At 72.0% G+C, this 17,212-nt stretch carries 18 protein-coding genes; 15 read left to right on the top strand and 3 right to left on the bottom strand.

Annotated features, from left to right (window positions below; translation table 11 throughout):
* Positions 1 to 124: 124 nt before the first annotated feature.
* Complete coding sequence (locus tag ABC766_RS17625) at positions 125 to 628, bottom strand: DUF3429 domain-containing protein (RefSeq protein ID WP_043353871.1); 504 nt, start codon at positions 626 to 628, stop codon at positions 125 to 127.
* A gap of 406 nt (positions 629 to 1,034) precedes the next feature.
* Here ABC766_RS17625 and rho point away from each other — a divergent pair, with 406 nt between their 5' ends.
* From rho to ABC766_RS17685, 12 genes are all read left to right on the top strand, one after another.
* Positions 1,035 to 2,384, top strand: coding sequence for a transcription termination factor Rho (gene rho, locus ABC766_RS17630; protein ID WP_043386160.1), 1,350 nt, complete (start codon positions 1,035 to 1,037; stop codon positions 2,382 to 2,384).
* Positions 2,385 to 2,762: 378 nt separating this feature from the next.
* Positions 2,763 to 3,374 (top strand): Maf family nucleotide pyrophosphatase, encoded by a 612-nt coding sequence (locus tag ABC766_RS17635; RefSeq protein ID WP_043386158.1) that lies wholly within the window; start codon positions 2,763 to 2,765, stop codon positions 3,372 to 3,374.
* Positions 3,375 to 3,386: 12 nt separating this feature from the next.
* On the top strand, positions 3,387 to 4,373 hold the full coding sequence (locus tag ABC766_RS17640; protein ID WP_345819135.1) for a cation diffusion facilitator family transporter: 987 nt from the start codon (positions 3,387 to 3,389) through the stop codon (positions 4,371 to 4,373).
* Entirely contained in the window at positions 4,370 to 5,218 is an 849-nt protein-coding gene (locus tag ABC766_RS17645) for a shikimate dehydrogenase (protein ID WP_345819136.1), read from the top strand. The genes ABC766_RS17640 and ABC766_RS17645 overlap by 4 nt, the downstream gene beginning before the upstream one ends.
* A complete protein-coding gene (gene coaE / locus ABC766_RS17650) occupies positions 5,215 to 5,853 on the top strand; it encodes a dephospho-CoA kinase (protein ID WP_345819137.1) in 639 nt (212 codons plus the stop codon). Before ABC766_RS17645 ends, coaE begins: the two co-directional genes overlap by 4 nt.
* A gap of 66 nt (positions 5,854 to 5,919) precedes the next feature.
* The gene (locus tag ABC766_RS17655; RefSeq protein WP_287090772.1) at positions 5,920 to 6,135 is read left to right on the top strand and encodes a hypothetical protein; all 216 of its coding nucleotides are present in this window, start codon (positions 5,920 to 5,922) and stop codon (positions 6,133 to 6,135) included.
* Between the two features lie 71 nt (positions 6,136 to 6,206).
* On the top strand, positions 6,207 to 6,929 hold the full coding sequence (gene dnaQ / locus ABC766_RS17660; protein ID WP_345819138.1) for a DNA polymerase III subunit epsilon: 723 nt from the start codon (positions 6,207 to 6,209) through the stop codon (positions 6,927 to 6,929).
* 201 nt (positions 6,930 to 7,130) lie between these two features.
* A complete protein-coding gene (locus tag ABC766_RS17665; RefSeq protein ID WP_051044910.1) occupies positions 7,131 to 8,360 on the top strand; it encodes an extracellular catalytic domain type 1 short-chain-length polyhydroxyalkanoate depolymerase in 1,230 nt (409 codons plus the stop codon).
* Between the two features lie 127 nt (positions 8,361 to 8,487).
* Positions 8,488 to 9,384: a TIGR01459 family HAD-type hydrolase gene (locus ABC766_RS17670; protein ID WP_043353860.1), complete on the top strand. Its 897-nt coding sequence runs from the start codon at positions 8,488 to 8,490 to the stop codon at positions 9,382 to 9,384.
* 220 nt (positions 9,385 to 9,604) lie between these two features.
* Positions 9,605 to 10,003: a DUF350 domain-containing protein gene (locus ABC766_RS17675; protein ID WP_345819139.1), complete on the top strand. Its 399-nt coding sequence runs from the start codon at positions 9,605 to 9,607 to the stop codon at positions 10,001 to 10,003.
* 7 nt (positions 10,004 to 10,010) lie between these two features.
* Positions 10,011 to 10,712, top strand: a complete 702-nt coding sequence (locus ABC766_RS17680) for a DUF1190 domain-containing protein (protein ID WP_236961928.1) — start codon at positions 10,011 to 10,013, stop codon at positions 10,710 to 10,712.
* Positions 10,712 to 11,872, top strand: a complete 1,161-nt coding sequence (locus ABC766_RS17685; RefSeq protein WP_075381003.1) for a glutathionylspermidine synthase family protein — start codon at positions 10,712 to 10,714, stop codon at positions 11,870 to 11,872. The genes ABC766_RS17680 and ABC766_RS17685 overlap by 1 nt, the downstream gene beginning before the upstream one ends.
* Before the next feature lie 19 nt (positions 11,873 to 11,891).
* On the opposite strand, the gene ABC766_RS17690 is transcribed toward ABC766_RS17685, so the two are convergent.
* Positions 11,892 to 12,488, bottom strand: coding sequence for a hypothetical protein (locus ABC766_RS17690; protein ID WP_345819140.1), 597 nt, complete (start codon positions 12,486 to 12,488; stop codon positions 11,892 to 11,894).
* Between the two features lie 376 nt (positions 12,489 to 12,864).
* Here ABC766_RS17690 and ABC766_RS17695 point away from each other — a divergent pair, with 376 nt between their 5' ends.
* Positions 12,865 to 13,842 (top strand): YiiG family protein, encoded by a 978-nt coding sequence (locus ABC766_RS17695; protein WP_345819141.1) that lies wholly within the window; start codon positions 12,865 to 12,867, stop codon positions 13,840 to 13,842.
* A 12-nt stretch (positions 13,843 to 13,854) separates the two neighbouring features.
* Here ABC766_RS17695 and ABC766_RS17700 read toward each other — a convergent pair whose 3' ends face one another.
* Positions 13,855 to 14,727, bottom strand: a complete 873-nt coding sequence (locus ABC766_RS17700; RefSeq protein WP_345819142.1) for a hypothetical protein — start codon at positions 14,725 to 14,727, stop codon at positions 13,855 to 13,857.
* A gap of 723 nt (positions 14,728 to 15,450) precedes the next feature.
* Here ABC766_RS17700 and ABC766_RS17705 point away from each other — a divergent pair.
* Both ABC766_RS17705 and ABC766_RS17710 read left to right on the top strand, forming a co-directional pair.
* Positions 15,451 to 16,029 (top strand): peroxidase-related enzyme, encoded by a 579-nt coding sequence (locus tag ABC766_RS17705; protein WP_179697433.1) that lies wholly within the window; start codon positions 15,451 to 15,453, stop codon positions 16,027 to 16,029.
* Between the two features lie 77 nt (positions 16,030 to 16,106).
* The gene (locus ABC766_RS17710) at positions 16,107 to 17,036 is read left to right on the top strand and encodes an AEC family transporter (RefSeq protein WP_345819143.1); all 930 of its coding nucleotides are present in this window, start codon (positions 16,107 to 16,109) and stop codon (positions 17,034 to 17,036) included.
* The last annotated feature ends 176 nt before the right edge of the window (positions 17,037 to 17,212 follow it).

Consider the following 17,212-nt stretch of genomic DNA (forward strand, 5'->3'; position numbering starts at 1 on the left):
ACCCGGAGCCCGGGTCCGGCATCGGATCTTGAATCGTCTCCGCCGGGCGGAGAACCCTTGGCCGGGCTCTAAAGCATGCCGCGCGAAAGGGGAATTCGGTTGGCGGGGCTTCGATTGGCGGGACTCAGTACGGCGCCGTCAGCTTGAGCCAGAGCAGGGCCGCGAGGCTCACCACGGCGATCGGCATCTGCAGCGGACGCAGGCGGGCATGCGCCAGCGGCACCTCGCCGGCGCGCGCCGCGATCGGGTCGAGGATCCCGATGGCGGCGTAGCCGAGGATCAGCATCGCCAGCGCCGGCACGGCCTTGCCCATCACCGCCGTGAACAGGCTGGCCAGCCCGAGACCGTACAGGATCAGCATCGTCACGAGCTGCGACACCTGCGGGCCGCCCTCGGTCCGGAAGCTGACGCCCCGGCGCACCCCGGCCAGGAACAGCAGGATCGAGGCCGCATAAAGCAGGGTGAACAGCGCCACCAGATAATCGAGGGGCTGGCCGTTCAGCCACCACGCCACCGCGGCCCCGACGGCGATCGGCACCATGGGGCCGAAGCCGAAGACGAGGTCGAGCCAGGGGATCCGGCGCGGCTCGCGCGTGGTGAGGGTGCGTCCGGTAGCGTCGTCGCGCATGGCGGTCAGGGGGGACTCTCGGTTGGACGGTCTGCTGCGCTGCAGCACCGGGACGGGGAACGGCCGCGCGCCGGCCCGGTTCCGATGACCCCGTCTGCGGGCTTGCCTCTCTAGCGCCGGCTCGGCGTCCCGGCGAGGCCCTTGCGGCCGGGCCTTTGCGGTCCCCGCGCCGGCATCCCGCGCCGGGCCCTTGAGTGCGGGCGAAAAAGGCGTTATCTCTACTGCGCCCTCATCACAAGGTCTGCGCCGCAGCGCGCCCGTGAGCCGCGAGGGTCCTGCCTCATCGGTTTCGCCAATCTGACCCCGGGCCCCTCGCCGCAGCGCGGCCCGCTCTTCGGCGCCCATCCCCCGGGTGCCTGGCACTGAACCGGCCCTCCCACCTCTTCCGTCGGTTGCAAGACACCCCATGACGCCAAACCCCGACGCCCTCGCCGACATCGAGACCGCGGAGCCGGCCGATGCGCCCACCATGCCCGCCGCCCTCGAGGGCGTCCGCGAGGTCAAGCTCCAAGACCTCAAGTCGAAGACGCCCACCGACCTGACGGCCTTCGCCGAGGAGGTCGAGGTCGAGAACGCCTCGACCATGCGCAAGCAGGAGCTGATGTTCGCCATCCTGAAGCAGCTCGCTGCCAAGGAGGTCGAGATCATCGGCTCGGGCACCGTCGAGGTGCTGCAGGACGGCTTCGGCTTCCTGCGCTCCTCCGACTCGAACTACCTGCCCGGCCCCGACGACATCTACATCTCGCCGACCCAGATCCGCCGCTTCGGCCTGCGCACCGGCGACACCGTCGAGGGCCCGATCCGCGGCCCCAAGGACGGCGAGCGCTACTTCGCGCTCCTCAAGGTCAACACGATCAACTTCGAGAACCCGGAGAAGATCAAGCACAAGGTCCACTTCGACAACCTGACGCCGCTCTTCCCGACCAAGCGGTTCAAGCTCGAGCTGGACAACCCGACCAAGAAGGATTTCTCCCCGCGGATCATCGACATCGTGGCGCCGATCGGAAAGGGCCAGCGCGCCCTGATCGTGGCGCCGCCGCGCACGGGTAAGACCGTGCTGATGCAGAACATCGCGCAGTCGATCACCCTCAATCACCCCGAGTGCTACCTGATCGTGCTGCTCATCGACGAGCGGCCCGAGGAGGTCACCGACATGCAGCGCTCGGTGAAGGGCGAGGTCATCGCCTCGACCTTCGACGAGCCGGCCACCCGCCACGTGCAGGTCGCCGAGATGGTGATCGAGAAGGCCAAGCGCCTCGTGGAGCACGGGCGCGACGTCGTGATCCTGCTCGACTCGATCACCCGCCTCGGTCGCGCCTACAACACCGTGGTGCCGTCCTCCGGCAAGGTGCTGACCGGCGGTGTCGACGCCAACGCCCTGCAGCGGCCCAAGCGCTTCTTCGGCGCGGCCCGCAACATCGAGGAGGGCGGCTCGCTCTCGATCATCGCCACCGCGCTCATCGACACCGGCTCGCGCATGGACGAGGTGATCTTCGAGGAGTTCAAGGGCACCGGCAACTCCGAGATCATCCTGGACCGCAAGGTCTCCGACAAGCGCATCTTCCCGGCGATCGACATCACCCGCTCGGGCACCCGCAAGGAGGAGCTCCTGGTCCCGCCGGATTCGCTCAAGAAGACCTACGTGCTGCGCCGCATCCTCAACCCGATGGGCGTCACCGACGCGATCGAGTTCCTGCTCGACAAGCTGCGCCAGACCAAGAGCAACAGCGACTTCTTCGACTCGATGAACACCTGAGGCGCCGGTTCAACGGGCATCCCAACCCGTCGCTTCCTCCTCGGGTGCGGCGCAGCCGCCTCGGAGGAGGGCTCCAGGGATCGCAGGGCATCCGGAGGCCTCCTTCGAGGCCTCCGCTGCGCTACGGCACCTCAGGATGAGGGGGAGGGCCGGTGTGCCCCGGTGTGCCTCTGTCCCGCCGCGGCACGGAAGCGACCGGCTCCGCGATGCGGCCGTTGACTGTCTCCTAACCCCTCCCTGCCAAGGTCCTCTTCGGGCGCCAGGTTGCGTATCGGCGCCGCGACAGCCCCGCCGGCCGGTCCATCCCGGCGGCGGGGCTCGTCGCAGCCCGGGCGATCCCCGGCTTGCACCGATCCCCGGATCCGTGACACTGGCGCGATGCTCCGCTCGCCCTGGACCGGTCCGGATCCGCTCCTCCTCGCCTCGACCAGCCCGACCCGGCGCCTCCTTCTGGAGAGCGCCGCCCTGCCGGTCGAGACCGCCGCCCCGGATGTCGACGAGCGCGCCCTGGAAGCGGGGTGCGCCGGCCTGTCCCCGCCCGACCTCGCCCTGGTGCTCGCTCGCGCCAAGGCGGAATCGGTGGCGGCGCGCCATCCCGGCCGGATCGTCATCGGCGCCGATCAGGTGCTCGATCTCGACGGCACCGTGTTCCACAAGCCGGCCGATGCGCAGGCCGCCCGGGCCCAGCTCGCCCGTCTGTCCGGCCGCACCCACGCCCTGCATTCCGCCGTGGTCCTGGCCGGGGCGGTGCAGGACGCCTTCGTGGAGACCGCCCGGCTGACCCTGCGCCCCCTCGATGAAAGGGCCATCGCGGCCTATGTGGGCTGTGCCGGCGAGGCGCGGGTGCGGTCGAGCGTCGGCGGCTACCAGCTCGAAGGGCCTGGGATCCACCTGTTCGAATCGGTCGTGGGCGACCACAGCACCGTGCTGGGCCTGCCGCTGCTGCCGCTCCTCGCCCGCCTGCGCGGGGCCGGGGTTCTGGATTTTTGAGGGAGCCTCCCCTTGGCCGGGCATGACCATTCCCACGACGGCCACGCTCATGGAGGCCACGCTCACGGAGGCCATGCCCATGGCGGCCACGGCGGCCACGCGCACGTGCCGAAGGATTTCGGCACGGCCTTCGCCATCGGCATCGTCCTCAACACCGCCTTCGTGGTGATCGAGGCGGCCTACGGCTATCTCAGCAACTCCATGTCCCTGGTGGCCGATGCCGGCCACAACCTCTCGGACGTTCTGGGCCTCGCGGCGGCCTGGATCGCCGCCCTGCTGGTGCGCCGCCGCGCCACCGCGCGCTTCACCTACGGCTATCGCGGCTCCTCGATCCTGGCCGCCCTGTTCAACGCCGTGGTCCTGCTGATCGCCATGGGGGCGGTGATCTGGGAGGCGCTGGTCCGGCTGGTCCATCCGGAGCCGGTCGCGGGCACGACCGTGATGGTGGTGGCCGCGGTGGGAATCCTGGTCAACGGCCTCACCGCGTGGCTCTTCGTCAGCGGCGCCAAGGGCGACATCAACGTCCGCGGGGCGTTCCTCCACATGGCGGCCGACGCCGCCGTCTCGGCCGGGGTCGTGATCGCGGGCCTCGTGATCCAGCTCACCGGCTTCGCCTGGCTCGACCCGGCGGTCAGCCTCGTCATCGCGGCTCTGGTCGTCTGGGCGACCTGGGGCCTGCTGCGCGACAGCGTGGCGATGTCCCTCGACGCCGTGCCGCCGCAGATCTCCCCCGATGCCGTGACCGGCTTCCTCCTCGGACGGCCCGGCGTTGCCGGCCTGCACGACCTGCATATCTGGCCCATGAGCACCACCAGCATCGCCCTGACCGTCCATCTCGTGATGGCGGAGGGGCATCAGGCTCACCGCTACCCCGGCAACGGCTTCCTCAACGAGACCGCCGAGGGCCTGCGCACCCGGTTCGGCATCGGCCACGCAACTTTGCAGATCGAGGAGGCCGGCGGCCCGGCCTGCCGCCTCGCGCAGGATTGCGCGGCATGAGCGTCGCGAATCCCCGCGCCTTCGTGGTCGGCCACCCGATCGCCCATTCGCGCTCGCCGCTGATCCACGGTTACTGGCTCGCCGCGCACGGGATCCCGGGCTCCTACGAGCGGCTCGACGTGCCGCCGGCGGCGTTTCCGGACTTCATCCGCGCCCTGCCGGATTCGGGCTTCCGGGGCGGCAACGTCACGATCCCCCACAAGGAGGCGGCCTTCGCGCTGGCCGACACCCTGACGCCGCGGGCCAAGGCGATCGGCGCGGTGAACACCCTGGTGGTCGAGCCCGACGGGCGGATCCGCGGCGACAACACCGACGCGCCGGGCTTCTGCGCCCATCTCGACCACACCTTAGGCGCAGCCTGGCCGGCGCGGGCGGGCGGCACCGCCCTGGTGCTCGGCGCCGGCGGCGCCGCGCGGGCGATCGTGGTCGGGCTGGCCGAGCGGGGCCTGCGGCGCATCTGGGTCGCCAACCGCACCGCGGCCCGGGCCGAGGCGGTGGCGGCGCTCGCGCCGGGCATCGGCGCGGCGCTCGCCTGGGACGACCTGCCGGCGGCGCTCGCCGGGACCGGCCTCCTGGTCAACACCACGTCCCTCGGCATGAAGGGCCAGCCGCCCCTCGCCATCGACCTGTCGCCCCTGCCGGCGGAGGCGGCCGTGGCCGACATCGTCTACGCACCCCTGGAGACGGAGCTCCTCGCGGCGGCGCGCCGCCGGGGGCTCGCGGCCGTGGACGGGCTCGGCATGCTGCTGCACCAGGCGGTGCCGGGCTTCGCGGCGTGGTTCGGCCCGCGCCCCGCCGTCACCCCGGCGCTGCGCGACCGGATCGTGGCGGATCTCGCCGGATGACCCCGAAGGCCGGATCCGGACCCGTCATCCTCGGGCTCACCGGCTCGATCGGCATGGGCAAGTCCGCCACCGCCCGGATGTTCACCGACCGCGGCGTCCCGGTTCACGACGCCGACGCCGCCGTCCACGCCCTCTACGGGCCCGGAGGCGCGGCCGCCGCGGCGATCGGCGCGGCCTTTCCCGGCGTGCTCGACGGCGACGGCGGCGTCGACCGGACGCGGCTGCGCGCCGCGGTGCTCGACGCGCCCGACCGGATGGCGGCGCTGGAGGCCATCGTCCATCCCCTGGTCCGGGCGACCAGCACGGACTTCCTGGCGCGGCACGCGGCGGCGCCGCTGGTCGTCCTCGACATCCCGCTCCTCTACGAGACCGGCGGCGCGGGCCGCTGCGACGCGGTCGTGGTGGTGAGCGCCCCGCCCGAGATCCAGCGCGCCCGGGTGCTCGCCCGCCCCGGCATGACCGAGGCGGCCTTCGCGGCGATCCTGGCCAAGCAGATGCCCGACGCCGAGAAGCGCGCCCGGGCGGATTTCGTCATCGACACGAGCCGGGGTTTTCCCGCCGCCGAGGCCGAGGTGGCGCGGATCGTCGAGCGCCTCACGGCGCATCGTGCGGAGCCGCACCACGGCACCGGATGACACGCCCGCGCGGATGAATATCTGCGGTTGCGTTCCGGGGGGAACACGAACGGCAGGATGGACGTGATGGCACGGCACTCCGGCGGGATGGATCCGGTCCGGTCCGGCGGCTTCGGGGCCGCGACCCTTCTCGTGCTGCTGGCGGCCATGCCCGCGCAGGCCCAGTACGCCGCCAGCTGCCCCCCGCCGAAGAAGTTCGCGGCCGGCGCCTGCGTCACCGCCTGTCCGGGCGGCTACGAGGACCGGGGACCCGTCTGCGTCTACCGCAACACGTCCCGCTGAGGCGCACGGGAGCTTAACCCCTCCGCCTTATCTGGCTAGGGTCCGCCCCCACCCCGCGAGTCGCGAGACCCATGCTGCGCGAGATCGTCCTCGACACCGAGACCACCGGCACGGAGGCGAAGGGAGGCGACCGGCTGATCGAGATCGGCGCGGTGGAACTCCTCAACCACATCCCCACCGGCCGGAGCTTCCACCGCTATTGCAACCCGCAGCGGGCGGTCTCCGAGGGGGCGTTCAATGTCCACGGCCTGTCCGACGCGTTCCTGTCCGACAAGCCGGTCTTCGCGGAGATCGTCGGCGAGCTGCTGGCCTTCCTGGCCGACGGACGCCTCGTCATCCACAACGCGCCCTTCGACGTCGGCTTCCTCAACATGGAATACGCCCGGCTCGGCGCGAACGCCCCGCCCCCGATCCGGCTGGAGGACGTGGTCGACACCCTGCCGATGGCCCGGCGCAAGCATCCGGGCGCGGCCAACAACCTCGACGCCCTCTGCAGCCGCTACGGCATCGACAACACCCGGCGCACCAAGCACGGCGCGCTCCTCGACGCGCAGATCCTGGCCGAGGTCTATGTCGAGCTCCTCGGGGGCAAGCAGACCAGCCTCGGGCTCTTGGACGCGGAGCAAGCCGCCCCGGTGGCCGGATCTTCCGTCCAGGCCGTGGCCCCCATGGCGCCCCGTCCCTACCGGAGCCGTCTTACCGATGCGGAGCGCGCCCGCCACGACGGCTTCCGCGCGAGCCTCGGTCCTGCCGCGATCTGGGCCGACTATATCGGGGCGGACGATCCCGTCTGATCCGGCGGTCTGATCCCTAAGCCTGCTGCGCGGCGCCGACGGTTGTCGCATTGCACAGGGGCGTTTATTGCAATGCACAAAACATCCTCGACACATCATCTCGCAGGATGGTGAGGGTCGGCTCATGCGATGCCCGTGCGGTGGCGCAGGCGCATCGGGTCCGGCCGTGACAGAGACATTGAGGCAGTGAGGCGCGCACGCATGACCGAGAATTTCGGCAGTCGCGACGGACAGCGCGACGACAAGACCGGCCTGTCGCCCTTCGCCGACATGATCGAGGCCACCCGTCTGACCGGCCTCGGCCGGCTCGAGGAGGCGACCGCCCTGATCCAGCGCAGCCTTGCCGGCCAGAGGGCCGCACCCGCTGAACACGCGTCGACAGACTCTTCCCCGCACCACGCCGATCCGTCGGCCGTGCCGCAGATTCCCGCAGCGGAATCCGGGACGCGGATGCGCGAGGTGGTGGGGCAGGTCGTGCGCGGCCTTGCGCCGGTGCTGAAGGGCCTGGGCAACCCGCTGCGGCACCCCGCTCCGCCGCCCGCCGACCGGGGGGGCGGGACCGGGGGCCGCTTCGTCGCCCTGACCCATGCCGAGCCCGCCGGCACCCGCGAGTACAAGCTGTTCATCCCGAGCCATCCGGACGCAGCCGCGCCGCTGATCGTGATGCTGCATGGCTGCACGCAGAATCCGGACGATTTCGCCGCCGGCACCGGCATGAACACCCTCGCCGAGCGCGCCGGCGTGTTCGTGGCCTACCCGGCCCAGAGCCGTCAGGCCCATGCCCAGCGCTGCTGGAACTGGTACGAGCCCCGGGACCAGGGCCGGGGCACGGGCGAGCCGGCGATCATCGCGGGCCTCGCCCGCGCCATCATGGCGGAGCACCCGATCGACCGGGCCCGGGTCTACATCGCCGGCCTGTCGGCGGGGGGCGCCGCCGCCCTGAACATCGCCCGCGCCTATCCCGACCTCTTCGCCGCCGTCGGCGTGCATTCCGGCCTCGCGGCCGGCTGCGCCCGGGATCTGGGCTCGGCGCTGATGGCCATGCAGGTCGGCGCCCCGGGCCTCGGCACCGCCACGGCTTTCGGCAGCCCGGCCCCGGCCACCCGCGTGCCGACGATCATCTTCCACGGCGAGGACGACGGCACGGTGAGCGTGCGCAACGCCGATCAGGTTCTGGCCCAGGCGCACGTCGCCGGTCTGATCGCCCGGTCCGAGACCTTCGAGGGCCGCGGCCACCCCTTCACCCGCACCCGCTACCGGGACGAGGCGGGCCGGGTCGTGGTCGAGGATTGGCGGGTGCGCGGCGCCGGCCATGCCTGGTCCGGGGGTCGCCCCGACGGCAGCTACACGGACCCCGAGGGGCCCGACGCGTCCCGGGCGATGCTCGACTTCTTCGCCGAGCACCGGCTGGGACCGGCCCGGCGCCCGTAAGGGGTTTCCCCAAGGGCCGCGCACTCTGGCGGGTTGTCAGGGCGCGGCCCTGCTGTATCGCAGGGCTTTGCCCTGCACCCACAAAAGGTCCCGGACCTTTTGAATCCAGGACCTTCCAGGACCTTCCATGACCGCGACCGCCACCCCCGCGCCGATCCCGACCCTCCAGGGTCTCGCCGAGGTCGCCGACCGGTACGACCTGATCCTCTGCGACGTCTGGGGCGTGCTGCATGACGGCCAGAAGGCCCACGAGGCCGCCGGCGAGGCGCTGATCCGCTTCCGTGGCCGTCCGGGGGCGCGGCCCCGCCGGGTCGTCCTCGTCTCGAACGCGCCCCGGCCCGGCGACGGCGTCGGCCGCATCCTCGACCGGTTCGGCGTGCCGCGGGAGGCCTACGACGCGATCCTGACCTCGGGCGACCTCACCCACGACCTGATCGCCGCGCGCCCGGGCGCCCGGATCCGGCATCTCGGACCGGAGCGCGACCTCGGCATCTTCCAGGGGCTCGACCTCAGCCTCGTCCCGGAATCGGAGGCCGACCTCGTCGTCTGCACCGGCCTGTTCGACGACCGCAGCGAGACCCCGGACGATTACCGGCCGGAGCTGGAGCGTCTGGCCGCCCGCGGGCTGACCATGATCTGCGCCAATCCCGACCTCGTCGTGGAGAGCGGCAACCGCCTGATCCCCTGCGCGGGCCTGCTCGCGGCGGCCTATGCGGAGATCGGCGGCCCCGTGGTCTATGCCGGCAAGCCGCACCGCCCGGTCTACGAGGCGGCCCTCGCCAAGGGGGCGGCCCTCACCGGGGCCCCGGTGGATCCGGCGCGGGTCCTGGCGATCGGCGACGCGATCCGCACCGACATCGCGGGCGCCCGCGGCTTCGGCATCGCCAGCGTGCTGGTGGCCCGGGGCATCCACGCGGAGGAACTCGGCGTCACGGCCGCGCATCACCGCCTGGGCGACGTGGCCGAGTGGCTCGGCCGGCAGGCGGTGCATCCGGACGGGGTGATCGAGCGGCTGGTCTGGTAGCGCCCTTCCGGACCTCGGCGTATTGCCGTCAGTCCAACTCTCTGAAATCCGCGACAAGCTTGACACCGCGCGGGAAATTGCGTGGATTTACGGGCGTGAATCGATCCCGCGTCCAACAATCAGCCCCGACATTCGCTTCGCTCGTCATGCGATTCGACCGGGAGACCTGTCCGGCTGCGGTGCTTTCGACGATCGGGGCCGGTGAGACGGCGGGTCTTGCGTGACCCTGGTCTCCGGACTGCCGGACTTCCTGCTCTATCTCGGCACCGCGACCGGACTGATCGGCCTCTACCTGCTGATCTACACCCTCGCCACCGCGCATAACGAGGTCGCGCTGATCCACCGGGACGTGACGGCTGCGGCCATCGCGCTGGGCGGAAGCCTGCTCGGCTTCACCCTGCCGCTGGCGGTGGCGATCTACAATGCGCGGTCCCTGCTCGACTGCCTGATCTGGGGCCTGATCGCCCTCGTGATCCAGATCGCGATCTACTGGCTCGTGCGCCTTGCGGTGCCGGACCTGTCGCGGCGCATCGAGGAGGATCGCGCCGCCGCCGCGCTCCTCCTCGGCGCGGCCTCGCTGGCGGGCGGCGTCGTGAACGCCGCCGCGATGACCTATTGAGCGGCCGGTGACGGAGACCGCCCCCGCCCCCGCTCCCGCAGCCGTCGGCGCGCCCGAAACCGGTTTCGCCGCCGCCCGCCGCTCCAAGCGCTCGGCCGCCGTGTCGCTGGTTCTGGTCGCGGGCGCCGGCGCGGCCGCCCTGGCCCTCGGCGGCCTCGACCCGTCCCAGCGGGAGGAGGAGGCGCTCGTCTACGGGACGCTCGGCGCCTGCATCGCCCAGCAGCTGCGCAGCGCCGAGGCCTGCATCGCCGCCTACAAGACCGCGCAGGAGGCCTACGCGGCGACGGCGCCGCGCTACGAGACCGAGGCCGATTGCCAGCGCCACCACGGGACCGGCGGCTGCACGCCGGGCGGGCCGGTCACGGAGGCCGCGCGCGGCCGCTACCTGCCGGTGATGGCCGCCTTCCTGATGGGGCGGACGGACGCGCAGGACCTGCCGGTCCAGCCGCTCTACCCGCACGCCCCCGAAGAGGAGCGCGACGCGGCGGAGGCGGGGACGGCCGGACATGGGGGCGGCTACTGCACCGGCACGGGCGGCCGGGTCGCCTATGCGGGCGGCGTCTCTCGGGTCCATGTCCCCGCCTCGGTCGCCCGCACCACGAGCACGACCCCGCGCACGATCAGCCGCGGCGGCTTCGGCGGCACCGGGCGGGCGACGGCGTTCTCCGGAGGCTCGGGCGGCCGCACGGGCGGTTTCGGAGGCGGCTGATGCGCCGGGTGGCGATCCCGGAGCGGCCCGACTGGCGGCTCCACGCCGCGCGGGCCGGCTTCGCCTTCCACACGTTCGACGGCGCCCCCTACTGGGACGAGACCGCCTACTACGCCTTCAGCCTCGCGGAGATCGAGGACGCCATCGAGGCGCCGAGCGCCGCGCTGCACGAGCTCTGCCTCGCCTTCGTGGACCGGGCGGTCCGCGACGAAGCGATTCTCGCCGCGCTGCGGATCCCCGAGCATGCCTGGGACGCGATCCGGGCGAGCTGGGAGCGGCGCGACCCCAGCCTGTATGGGCGCTTCGACTTCAGCTACGGGGGAACCGGGCCGGCGAAGCTCCTCGAATACAACGCCGACACGCCGACAGCGCTCTACGAGAGCGCGGTCTTCCAGTGGCTGTGGCTGGAGGACGGGCTGGCCCGGGGACGCCTTCCCGCCGGCGCCGACCAGTTCAACACCCTGCACGAGGCGCTGGTGGCGCGCTTCGCCGCCGTGGCGCCCCCGGAGGGCGTCGCCTTCGCGGGCTTCCCCGACGCGCCGGAGGATCGCGGCACGCTGGCCTATCTCCAGGATTGCGCGCTCCAGGCCGGCCGCGCCGCCCCCTTCCTGCCGGTCGAGGCGATCGGGCTCGCCGAGGACGGGCGCTTCGTGGACGCGGCCGGTGCCCCGATCGGCTGCCTGTTCAAGCTCTACCCGTGGGAATGGATGTTCGCCGACCCGTTCGGCCGCGCGGTCGGCACGGCATCGACCCGCTTCCTGGAGCCGCCCTGGAAGGCGGTGCTCTCCAACAAGGGGATGCTGGCGCATCTCTGGGCGATGGCGCCGGGCCATCCCAACCTGCTGCCGACCTACTTCGAGGAGGACCCGGCCAAGGCCGCGCTGGGCCGGAGCTTCGTGAGGAAGCCCCTCTACGGGCGCGAGGGCGCCAACGTGCTGATCGTGCGCGACGGCGCCGTCGCGGCGCGCGACGAGGGCCCCTATGGCGGCGAAGGCTTCGTGCGGCAGGCCCTGGCCGCGTTGCCCGATTTCGAGGGCCGCCGCGCGCTGGTCGGCAGCTGGATGGTCGGCGATCGACCCGCCGGCCTGTGCCTGCGCGAGTCGGACGGCCTCATCACCACCGACCGGGCCCGGTTCGTCCCGCACCTCATCGCGCCGTGACCGCGGCCCGGGTCGCCGGTCACCGGCCCAGCGCCGCGAGTTCCCGCCGCATGTTCGACCGCGCCGGCCCCTCCAGCTCCGCCCGGGCCCGGTCGGTGACGAACAGCGGCCGGCCGGATGCGAGGGCCCCCCGCAGGAAGGCCGCGCGCCCCTGCCGGTAGGCGGCCTCGCCCACGACCGGGACGAATTCCCGCGCCACGCCCGCGGCGTAGCCGTCATAGGCGGCTCGGCCCGCCCCGAGGATCGCCATGTCCAGATCGAGGAAGAGCGCGACGTCCGCGGCGAGCGCGGCCGGGAGACCGTCCGGGACGGCGTGCCGCTCGGTCGCCAGGATCATCGTCTCGGCCGCCGCCAGCGTGGGTGCCGGGACCGCGCCCTCCAGCAGCACCCGCAGGAGCGCGGCGCTGCGGCGCTCGTTGTCCGGGGCGCCCGGCTGGTAGACGGCGTCGTGGAACCAGATCGCCAGTTCCACCGCGTCGGGATTCCGGACGGTCGCGCGGTGGGCGCGAAACGCCTCCAGGAGCGCGTCGATATGCGCCTGGCCGTGATAGACGCGCTGCGGCTCGGCCAGCCGGGCACGCAGGTCAGCCAGGATGCGGGGATGGCCGTCGAGCATCGTCCGATCCTCTATCCGATCCGCCTCCGCGGGACGAGACGGGACCGCACCGATCCGGGTTCGTCGATGGCCCGTCCGCGCGCGGTATGTCGGGCAACGTCCGGCCTGTCGTGGCCCGCCCCGGCGCAAATCCTGACATCCGCATGCGCCGCCCGGTTCAAGCGGCGCTGTGCGTCCGAAGGCTGAATCGGTCGCGTCCGGCGAGACCATCGTCTCCACATCCATGATCAATCATGCAATCTTCGATTTTGCGCAATGCAATGCCGTTGTCCGTGACAGGGTCTCTACTGGACGGATGACACCGGTTATCGCATCTGGTCTTCACGCCGGGCGCCGGTTACACGGGTTGAACGAATCCGGAGGATCCCCCGCGCCCATGAGAACGAGGACCCTGACAGCGACCACGTGGCTGGTTCTGACGACGCTGCTCGCCGCCGCCTCGGCTCGCGCACAGGCCCCTGCCTCCGCCCCCGCCTCCGCCTCCGCCCCCGCCCCGGCGGGTCAGGCGTCCAAGCCCGATGTCGATCCCGCGCAGGAGACGATCCGCAAGCTCAACGCCTATGTCGGGCTCCTCAACCGCACCCTGCGGGCGCAGGAATCGCTCAGCCGCTATCAGAGCTGGGTCAACATGAAGACCGGCCCGACCGGCCGCGAGCGGATCATCTACGGCCTCTACGGGCTCTACGATGTCCGCGGCGAGATCGCGAAGGCGGAGGCCGCGACGGCGCAGCCGCCCGCGATGCCGAACCTCGACGGCGCCATGACGCGCTACATCGCCGCCTACCAGGCCCTCGCGCCGACGATCACCGAGGCGGAGGGCTATTACGAGCGGCAGGATTACCGCGCGGACAAGATGGAGCAGGGCAAGGCGCTCCACGCCAAGCTCGCCGTCGCGGGGCCGGCCTTCCTGGCGGCGCGTGCCCAGGTCGACGCCGCGCTGCGGGTCGAGAAGGAGAAGAGCGACGCGCTGGAACTCGCCGCCATCGAGGCCCGGGAGGGCCGCAAGGCGCGCTGGCACGTCGCGAACGTGATGACCGAGGCGCGCAAGGTCATGGACCTGCTGCCCACCGACGCCAAGCCGGTCGTCGACATGGCGGCCTTCGAGGCCGCGCTCGGGCGCTACGCCGTCGCCGTGAAGGACCTGGACGGGTACAGCGCCGCCAACCCGAACGCCTTCCACGTGTTCGAGAGCCGGCCGCGCGCATTGCTCGGCAAGCTGCGCGAATTCGACGCCAAGCTCGCCAAGGCCAAGGGGGATGCCCGCCGCGGCGCCGGGCGCGACGTGACCTGGATCGTGAACGACTACAACACGATGGTCTCGACCGCGCAGACGGCCACGACCTTCTCGCGGTGATCGGGGGCGCCGTCAGCGGCTGTCCCGGCCCGGTTCCGTCAACCGCAGCGAGGTCGCGGCCGTGGTGACGGCCGCCTGCCAGCGCGCCCGCTCGGCCGCGGGATAGCGGATGCGCAGGGTAACGAAGGCGCCGCCGCGCCCGCCCGCCCGGAGGGTTTTCCGGTACAGGATGCCGTCGGCGGTCGTGCAGGAGAACACGATCCAGCCGGGCTTGCGCGCCCCGTATTCGGGCGGTTGCCGCAGGCAGGTCTTCCGGTCCGCGGCCACGACGGCGTCGAGATCCTGGTCGAGCCCGTCGTTCAGGCCCGACACCGTCAGGTGCAGATGGCCGTCGGCCGAATGGAAGGCCTGCCCGTCGCCGTTGTCGGGCGGCGGCTCCGCGACGAGGTCGGCGGGAACGTCGATGGAGAAGCCGAAACGGGCATTGACCACGTGCCGGAGCGCGGGTGTGTCCGACAGCGCCCCGCTCCAGTCGCGCCGGACCTGCGCGATCCGCGCGGTATAGACCCGCGTCAGGCAGGCGGCATCCGGGCAGGCATCGCGGATCCGCGTGCGCCAGCGTGCGTGGTCCGCACCGAATGTGTCGATCGCCCGGCCGGTCTCTCCGTCGATCCCCCGGGTCTCCCCGCTGATCCTGTCGAACAGGCGCCTGAGTTCGTCGTCCAGCCTCGTCAGAGCGGGGTCGGCACAGATCAGCGTCTCGACCCGGCTCCGGCTCCCGGCGCAATCCGGAGCCGCCTGCGCGGCGGACGCGCCCGCGCTCAGGCCGAAGCCGAGCGCCAGCACGGGGCACGCGGCCCGCCATCGCCGCGGCCGGAAGGTGGGGCGCTCCGCGAACGCCGCTCTCGGCGAGGCCTGACCGGAAGTCCGGGCGGGACCGGGCATCGATCCGCCGCCTGCCGGCCGTGATCGCTTCGGCGGAGGCGTCTTCCGTCGCAGCACAACATCCTCCCTCCAGCGCGCCGCCACATTCCGGAACGGGCCAGGGTCGGGAGCCCGGGTCACCGGATCGTCGGCGGACCGAACGAAAGCTTTCGGGCAGAGTTGAGGCCGACCGTGAAGCCCGCGCAGGGTCGAGGCGGAGTGAAAACGCTGCCGTCGGCGTCGCCTGCGGACCCGTGTGCCCGGCCTGGCGGATGTCGTCCCCCGACCCGGGCGCGCGATACAGGGGCACGCGGCGAAACCACCGGACATTGATTCCCGGAGATCGTTCTCCATGATCTGTCGGACGGTTTCGTCCACAAATCTATTTGCCAAAACAGAAAGGCATCGCTCAACGAACTGTCGATGATCGAGGGGCACGGGCTGCCGCTCCTTGCCGCCCGGTCAAGGCTGCCTCGCACGATCGTGCCGTCGGCCGGATCTTCGCGATGATGCATGCCGGCAGCCCCGACGAGCGGGAGCGCCGCACAGCATCCCGCGATCGTCACACGACGGCATCCCTGCGAGACCGATCCCGGGACCCACGTTTCACCCGGTCTCGATCGGAAGCGGCCGGTCCGGTGCGCGCGGCCGCGATCGATTGCGCTGAGGAGACCGTTCGGTCTATCGCCTGCGCAGGACGGCCGGCGGCCTCGGGCGCCGGCTCGATCCGCGAGGAGCGCGCCCATGTCAGCCGCACACGCCCCGATCGGCCGCTTCCCGATCCCCCGCCTGGAGGATCTGCCGGCCGACATCCGCGCGCGGATCGAGGCGGTGCAGGAAAAGTCCGGCTTCGTCCCGAACGTGTTCCTGGTGCTCGCCCATCGCCCGGAGGAATTCCGAGCCTTCTTCGCGTATCACGACGCCCTCATGGACAAGCCGGGCAACCTGACCAAGGCCGAGCGCGAGATGATCGTCGTGGCGACCTCGGCCATGAACCAGTGCCAGTACTGCGTGATCGCCCACGGTGCGATCCTCCGGATCCGCGCCAAGGACCCGCTGATCGCCGATCAGGTCGCGATCAACTACCGCAAGGCCGACCTCACCGATCGGCAGAAGGCGATGCTCGATTTCGCCATGCTGGTCAGCCAGTCCGCGCATCTCGTGGGGGAGGCCGCGTTCGAAACGCTCGGGGCGCACGGCTTCGACGACGCGGATGCCTGGGATATCGCCGCCATCGCGGCCTTCTTCGGCCTGTCGAACCGGCTGGCGAACGTGACCAGCCTGCGGCCCAACCCGGAATTCTACACGCTGGGGCGCGGCTGACGGCATGGCCGTCCCGCCAGCGCCGCGGCGCACCTGACCGGCGCAGCTGAAAGCGACACCGCCTTGGACCCTCTCCCGTGACCGGCGCGGTGCTGCTCGCCCTGTTGCCGATCGTGATCCTGACCGCGCTGGGACTGGCCCTGCGGCGGCGTGGTTTCCTGGCTGAGGGCTTCTGGCCGCAGGCCGAGCGGCTGGGCTACTTCGTGCTGCTGCCGAGCCTGTTCTTCCACGGCCTCGCGACGGCGCGGATCGAGGCCGTGCCGGTCGGCGCCCTCGCGCTGACGCTGATCCTGTCGACCTTCGCCGTCGCGGTCCTCGTGATCGTCCTGAGGCCGTGCCTGAGGCTCGACGGACCGGCCTTCACCTCGGTGTTCCAGGGCAGTGTCCGCTTCAACAACTATGTCGGGGTGACGCTGGCCGCCGGATTGTTCGGGCCGCAGGGCATCGCGCTGGCGGCCATCTGCAACGCGGCGATCGTGCCCACCGTCAACATCCTCTGCGTGCTGGTCTTCGCCCGGCACGGCACGGTGCGGCTGACGCCGCGCGGCATCGCCCGGCAACTGGCCACCAACCCGCTGGTGGTGTCCTCGCTCGGCGGAATCCTGGTCCAGGGCCTCGGCCTCGGTATTCCGCCGGGGCTGGAACCGGCCCTGCGGGCCCTCGGGGCCGCGTCGCTGCCCCTCGGCCTGCTCTGCGTCGGCGCGGCGCTCGACTTCGGCACCGCCCGGCACTGGGCGGGGCCCGTGCTCGCCGCCTCGACGATGAAGTTCATCGCCATGCCGGCGGCGACGGTTCTGGCGGCCCTGTGCCTCGGGCTGCACGGCCCGGCGCTGACCACCGCCCTGCTCTTCCAGGTCCTGCCCACCGCCTCCTCCGCCTACATCCTGGCCCGGCAGCTCGGCGGGGATGCCCCGCTGATGGCGGGGATCACGGCGGCGCAGACCGTGCTGGCCCTGGTGGCGATGCCCCTGGTCCTGATCGCCCTCGCCGCCTGGGTTCCGCTCTAGGCTCCCGGCGCGCCGCCCGGCCCCGTCGTGCGACCTGGCGTCGCGCGCGCATGGCGGATCCGGTCGCCGTGCCCTTCGGCCACCCGGCACCAGCCTCCCGCGCGGACGGTTAAGCCGCCTGTGCCAATCCTTTAGCCCTATAGGAGCGGCACGGTTCGGCTGTTAACACGCCTTAA

This window comes from Methylobacterium fujisawaense (genome assembly GCF_039619325.1).
Classification (GTDB): domain Bacteria; phylum Pseudomonadota; class Alphaproteobacteria; order Rhizobiales; family Beijerinckiaceae; genus Methylobacterium; species Methylobacterium fujisawaense.

Excerpts from the sequence above, each read along its gene's own strand:
- ABC766_RS17655 (WP_287090772.1), top strand. The coding sequence starts at position 5,920 with ATGGCACGGCACTCCGGCGGGATGGATCCGGTCCGGTCCGGCGGCTTC.
- rho (WP_043386160.1), top strand. The coding sequence starts at position 1,035 with ATGACGCCAAACCCCGACGCCCTCGCCGACATCGAGACCGCGGAGCCG.
- ABC766_RS17635 (WP_043386158.1), top strand. The coding sequence starts at position 2,763 with ATGCTCCGCTCGCCCTGGACCGGTCCGGATCCGCTCCTCCTCGCCTCG.
- ABC766_RS17700 (WP_345819142.1), bottom strand. The coding sequence starts at position 14,727 with ATGCCCGGTCCCGCCCGGACTTCCGGTCAGGCCTCGCCGAGAGCGGCG.
- coaE (WP_345819137.1), top strand. The coding sequence starts at position 5,215 with ATGACCCCGAAGGCCGGATCCGGACCCGTCATCCTCGGGCTCACCGGC.
- ABC766_RS17625 (WP_043353871.1), bottom strand. The coding sequence starts at position 628 with ATGCGCGACGACGCTACCGGACGCACCCTCACCACGCGCGAGCCGCGC.
- ABC766_RS17705 (WP_179697433.1), top strand. The coding sequence starts at position 15,451 with ATGTCAGCCGCACACGCCCCGATCGGCCGCTTCCCGATCCCCCGCCTG.
- ABC766_RS17645 (WP_345819136.1), top strand. The coding sequence starts at position 4,370 with ATGAGCGTCGCGAATCCCCGCGCCTTCGTGGTCGGCCACCCGATCGCC.
- ABC766_RS17665 (WP_051044910.1), top strand. The coding sequence starts at position 7,131 with ATGACCGAGAATTTCGGCAGTCGCGACGGACAGCGCGACGACAAGACC.
- ABC766_RS17670 (WP_043353860.1), top strand. The coding sequence starts at position 8,488 with ATGACCGCGACCGCCACCCCCGCGCCGATCCCGACCCTCCAGGGTCTC.
- ABC766_RS17695 (WP_345819141.1), top strand. The coding sequence starts at position 12,865 with ATGAGAACGAGGACCCTGACAGCGACCACGTGGCTGGTTCTGACGACG.
- ABC766_RS17690 (WP_345819140.1), bottom strand. The coding sequence starts at position 12,488 with ATGCTCGACGGCCATCCCCGCATCCTGGCTGACCTGCGTGCCCGGCTG.
- dnaQ (WP_345819138.1), top strand. The coding sequence starts at position 6,207 with ATGCTGCGCGAGATCGTCCTCGACACCGAGACCACCGGCACGGAGGCG.
- ABC766_RS17685 (WP_075381003.1), top strand. The coding sequence starts at position 10,712 with ATGCGCCGGGTGGCGATCCCGGAGCGGCCCGACTGGCGGCTCCACGCC.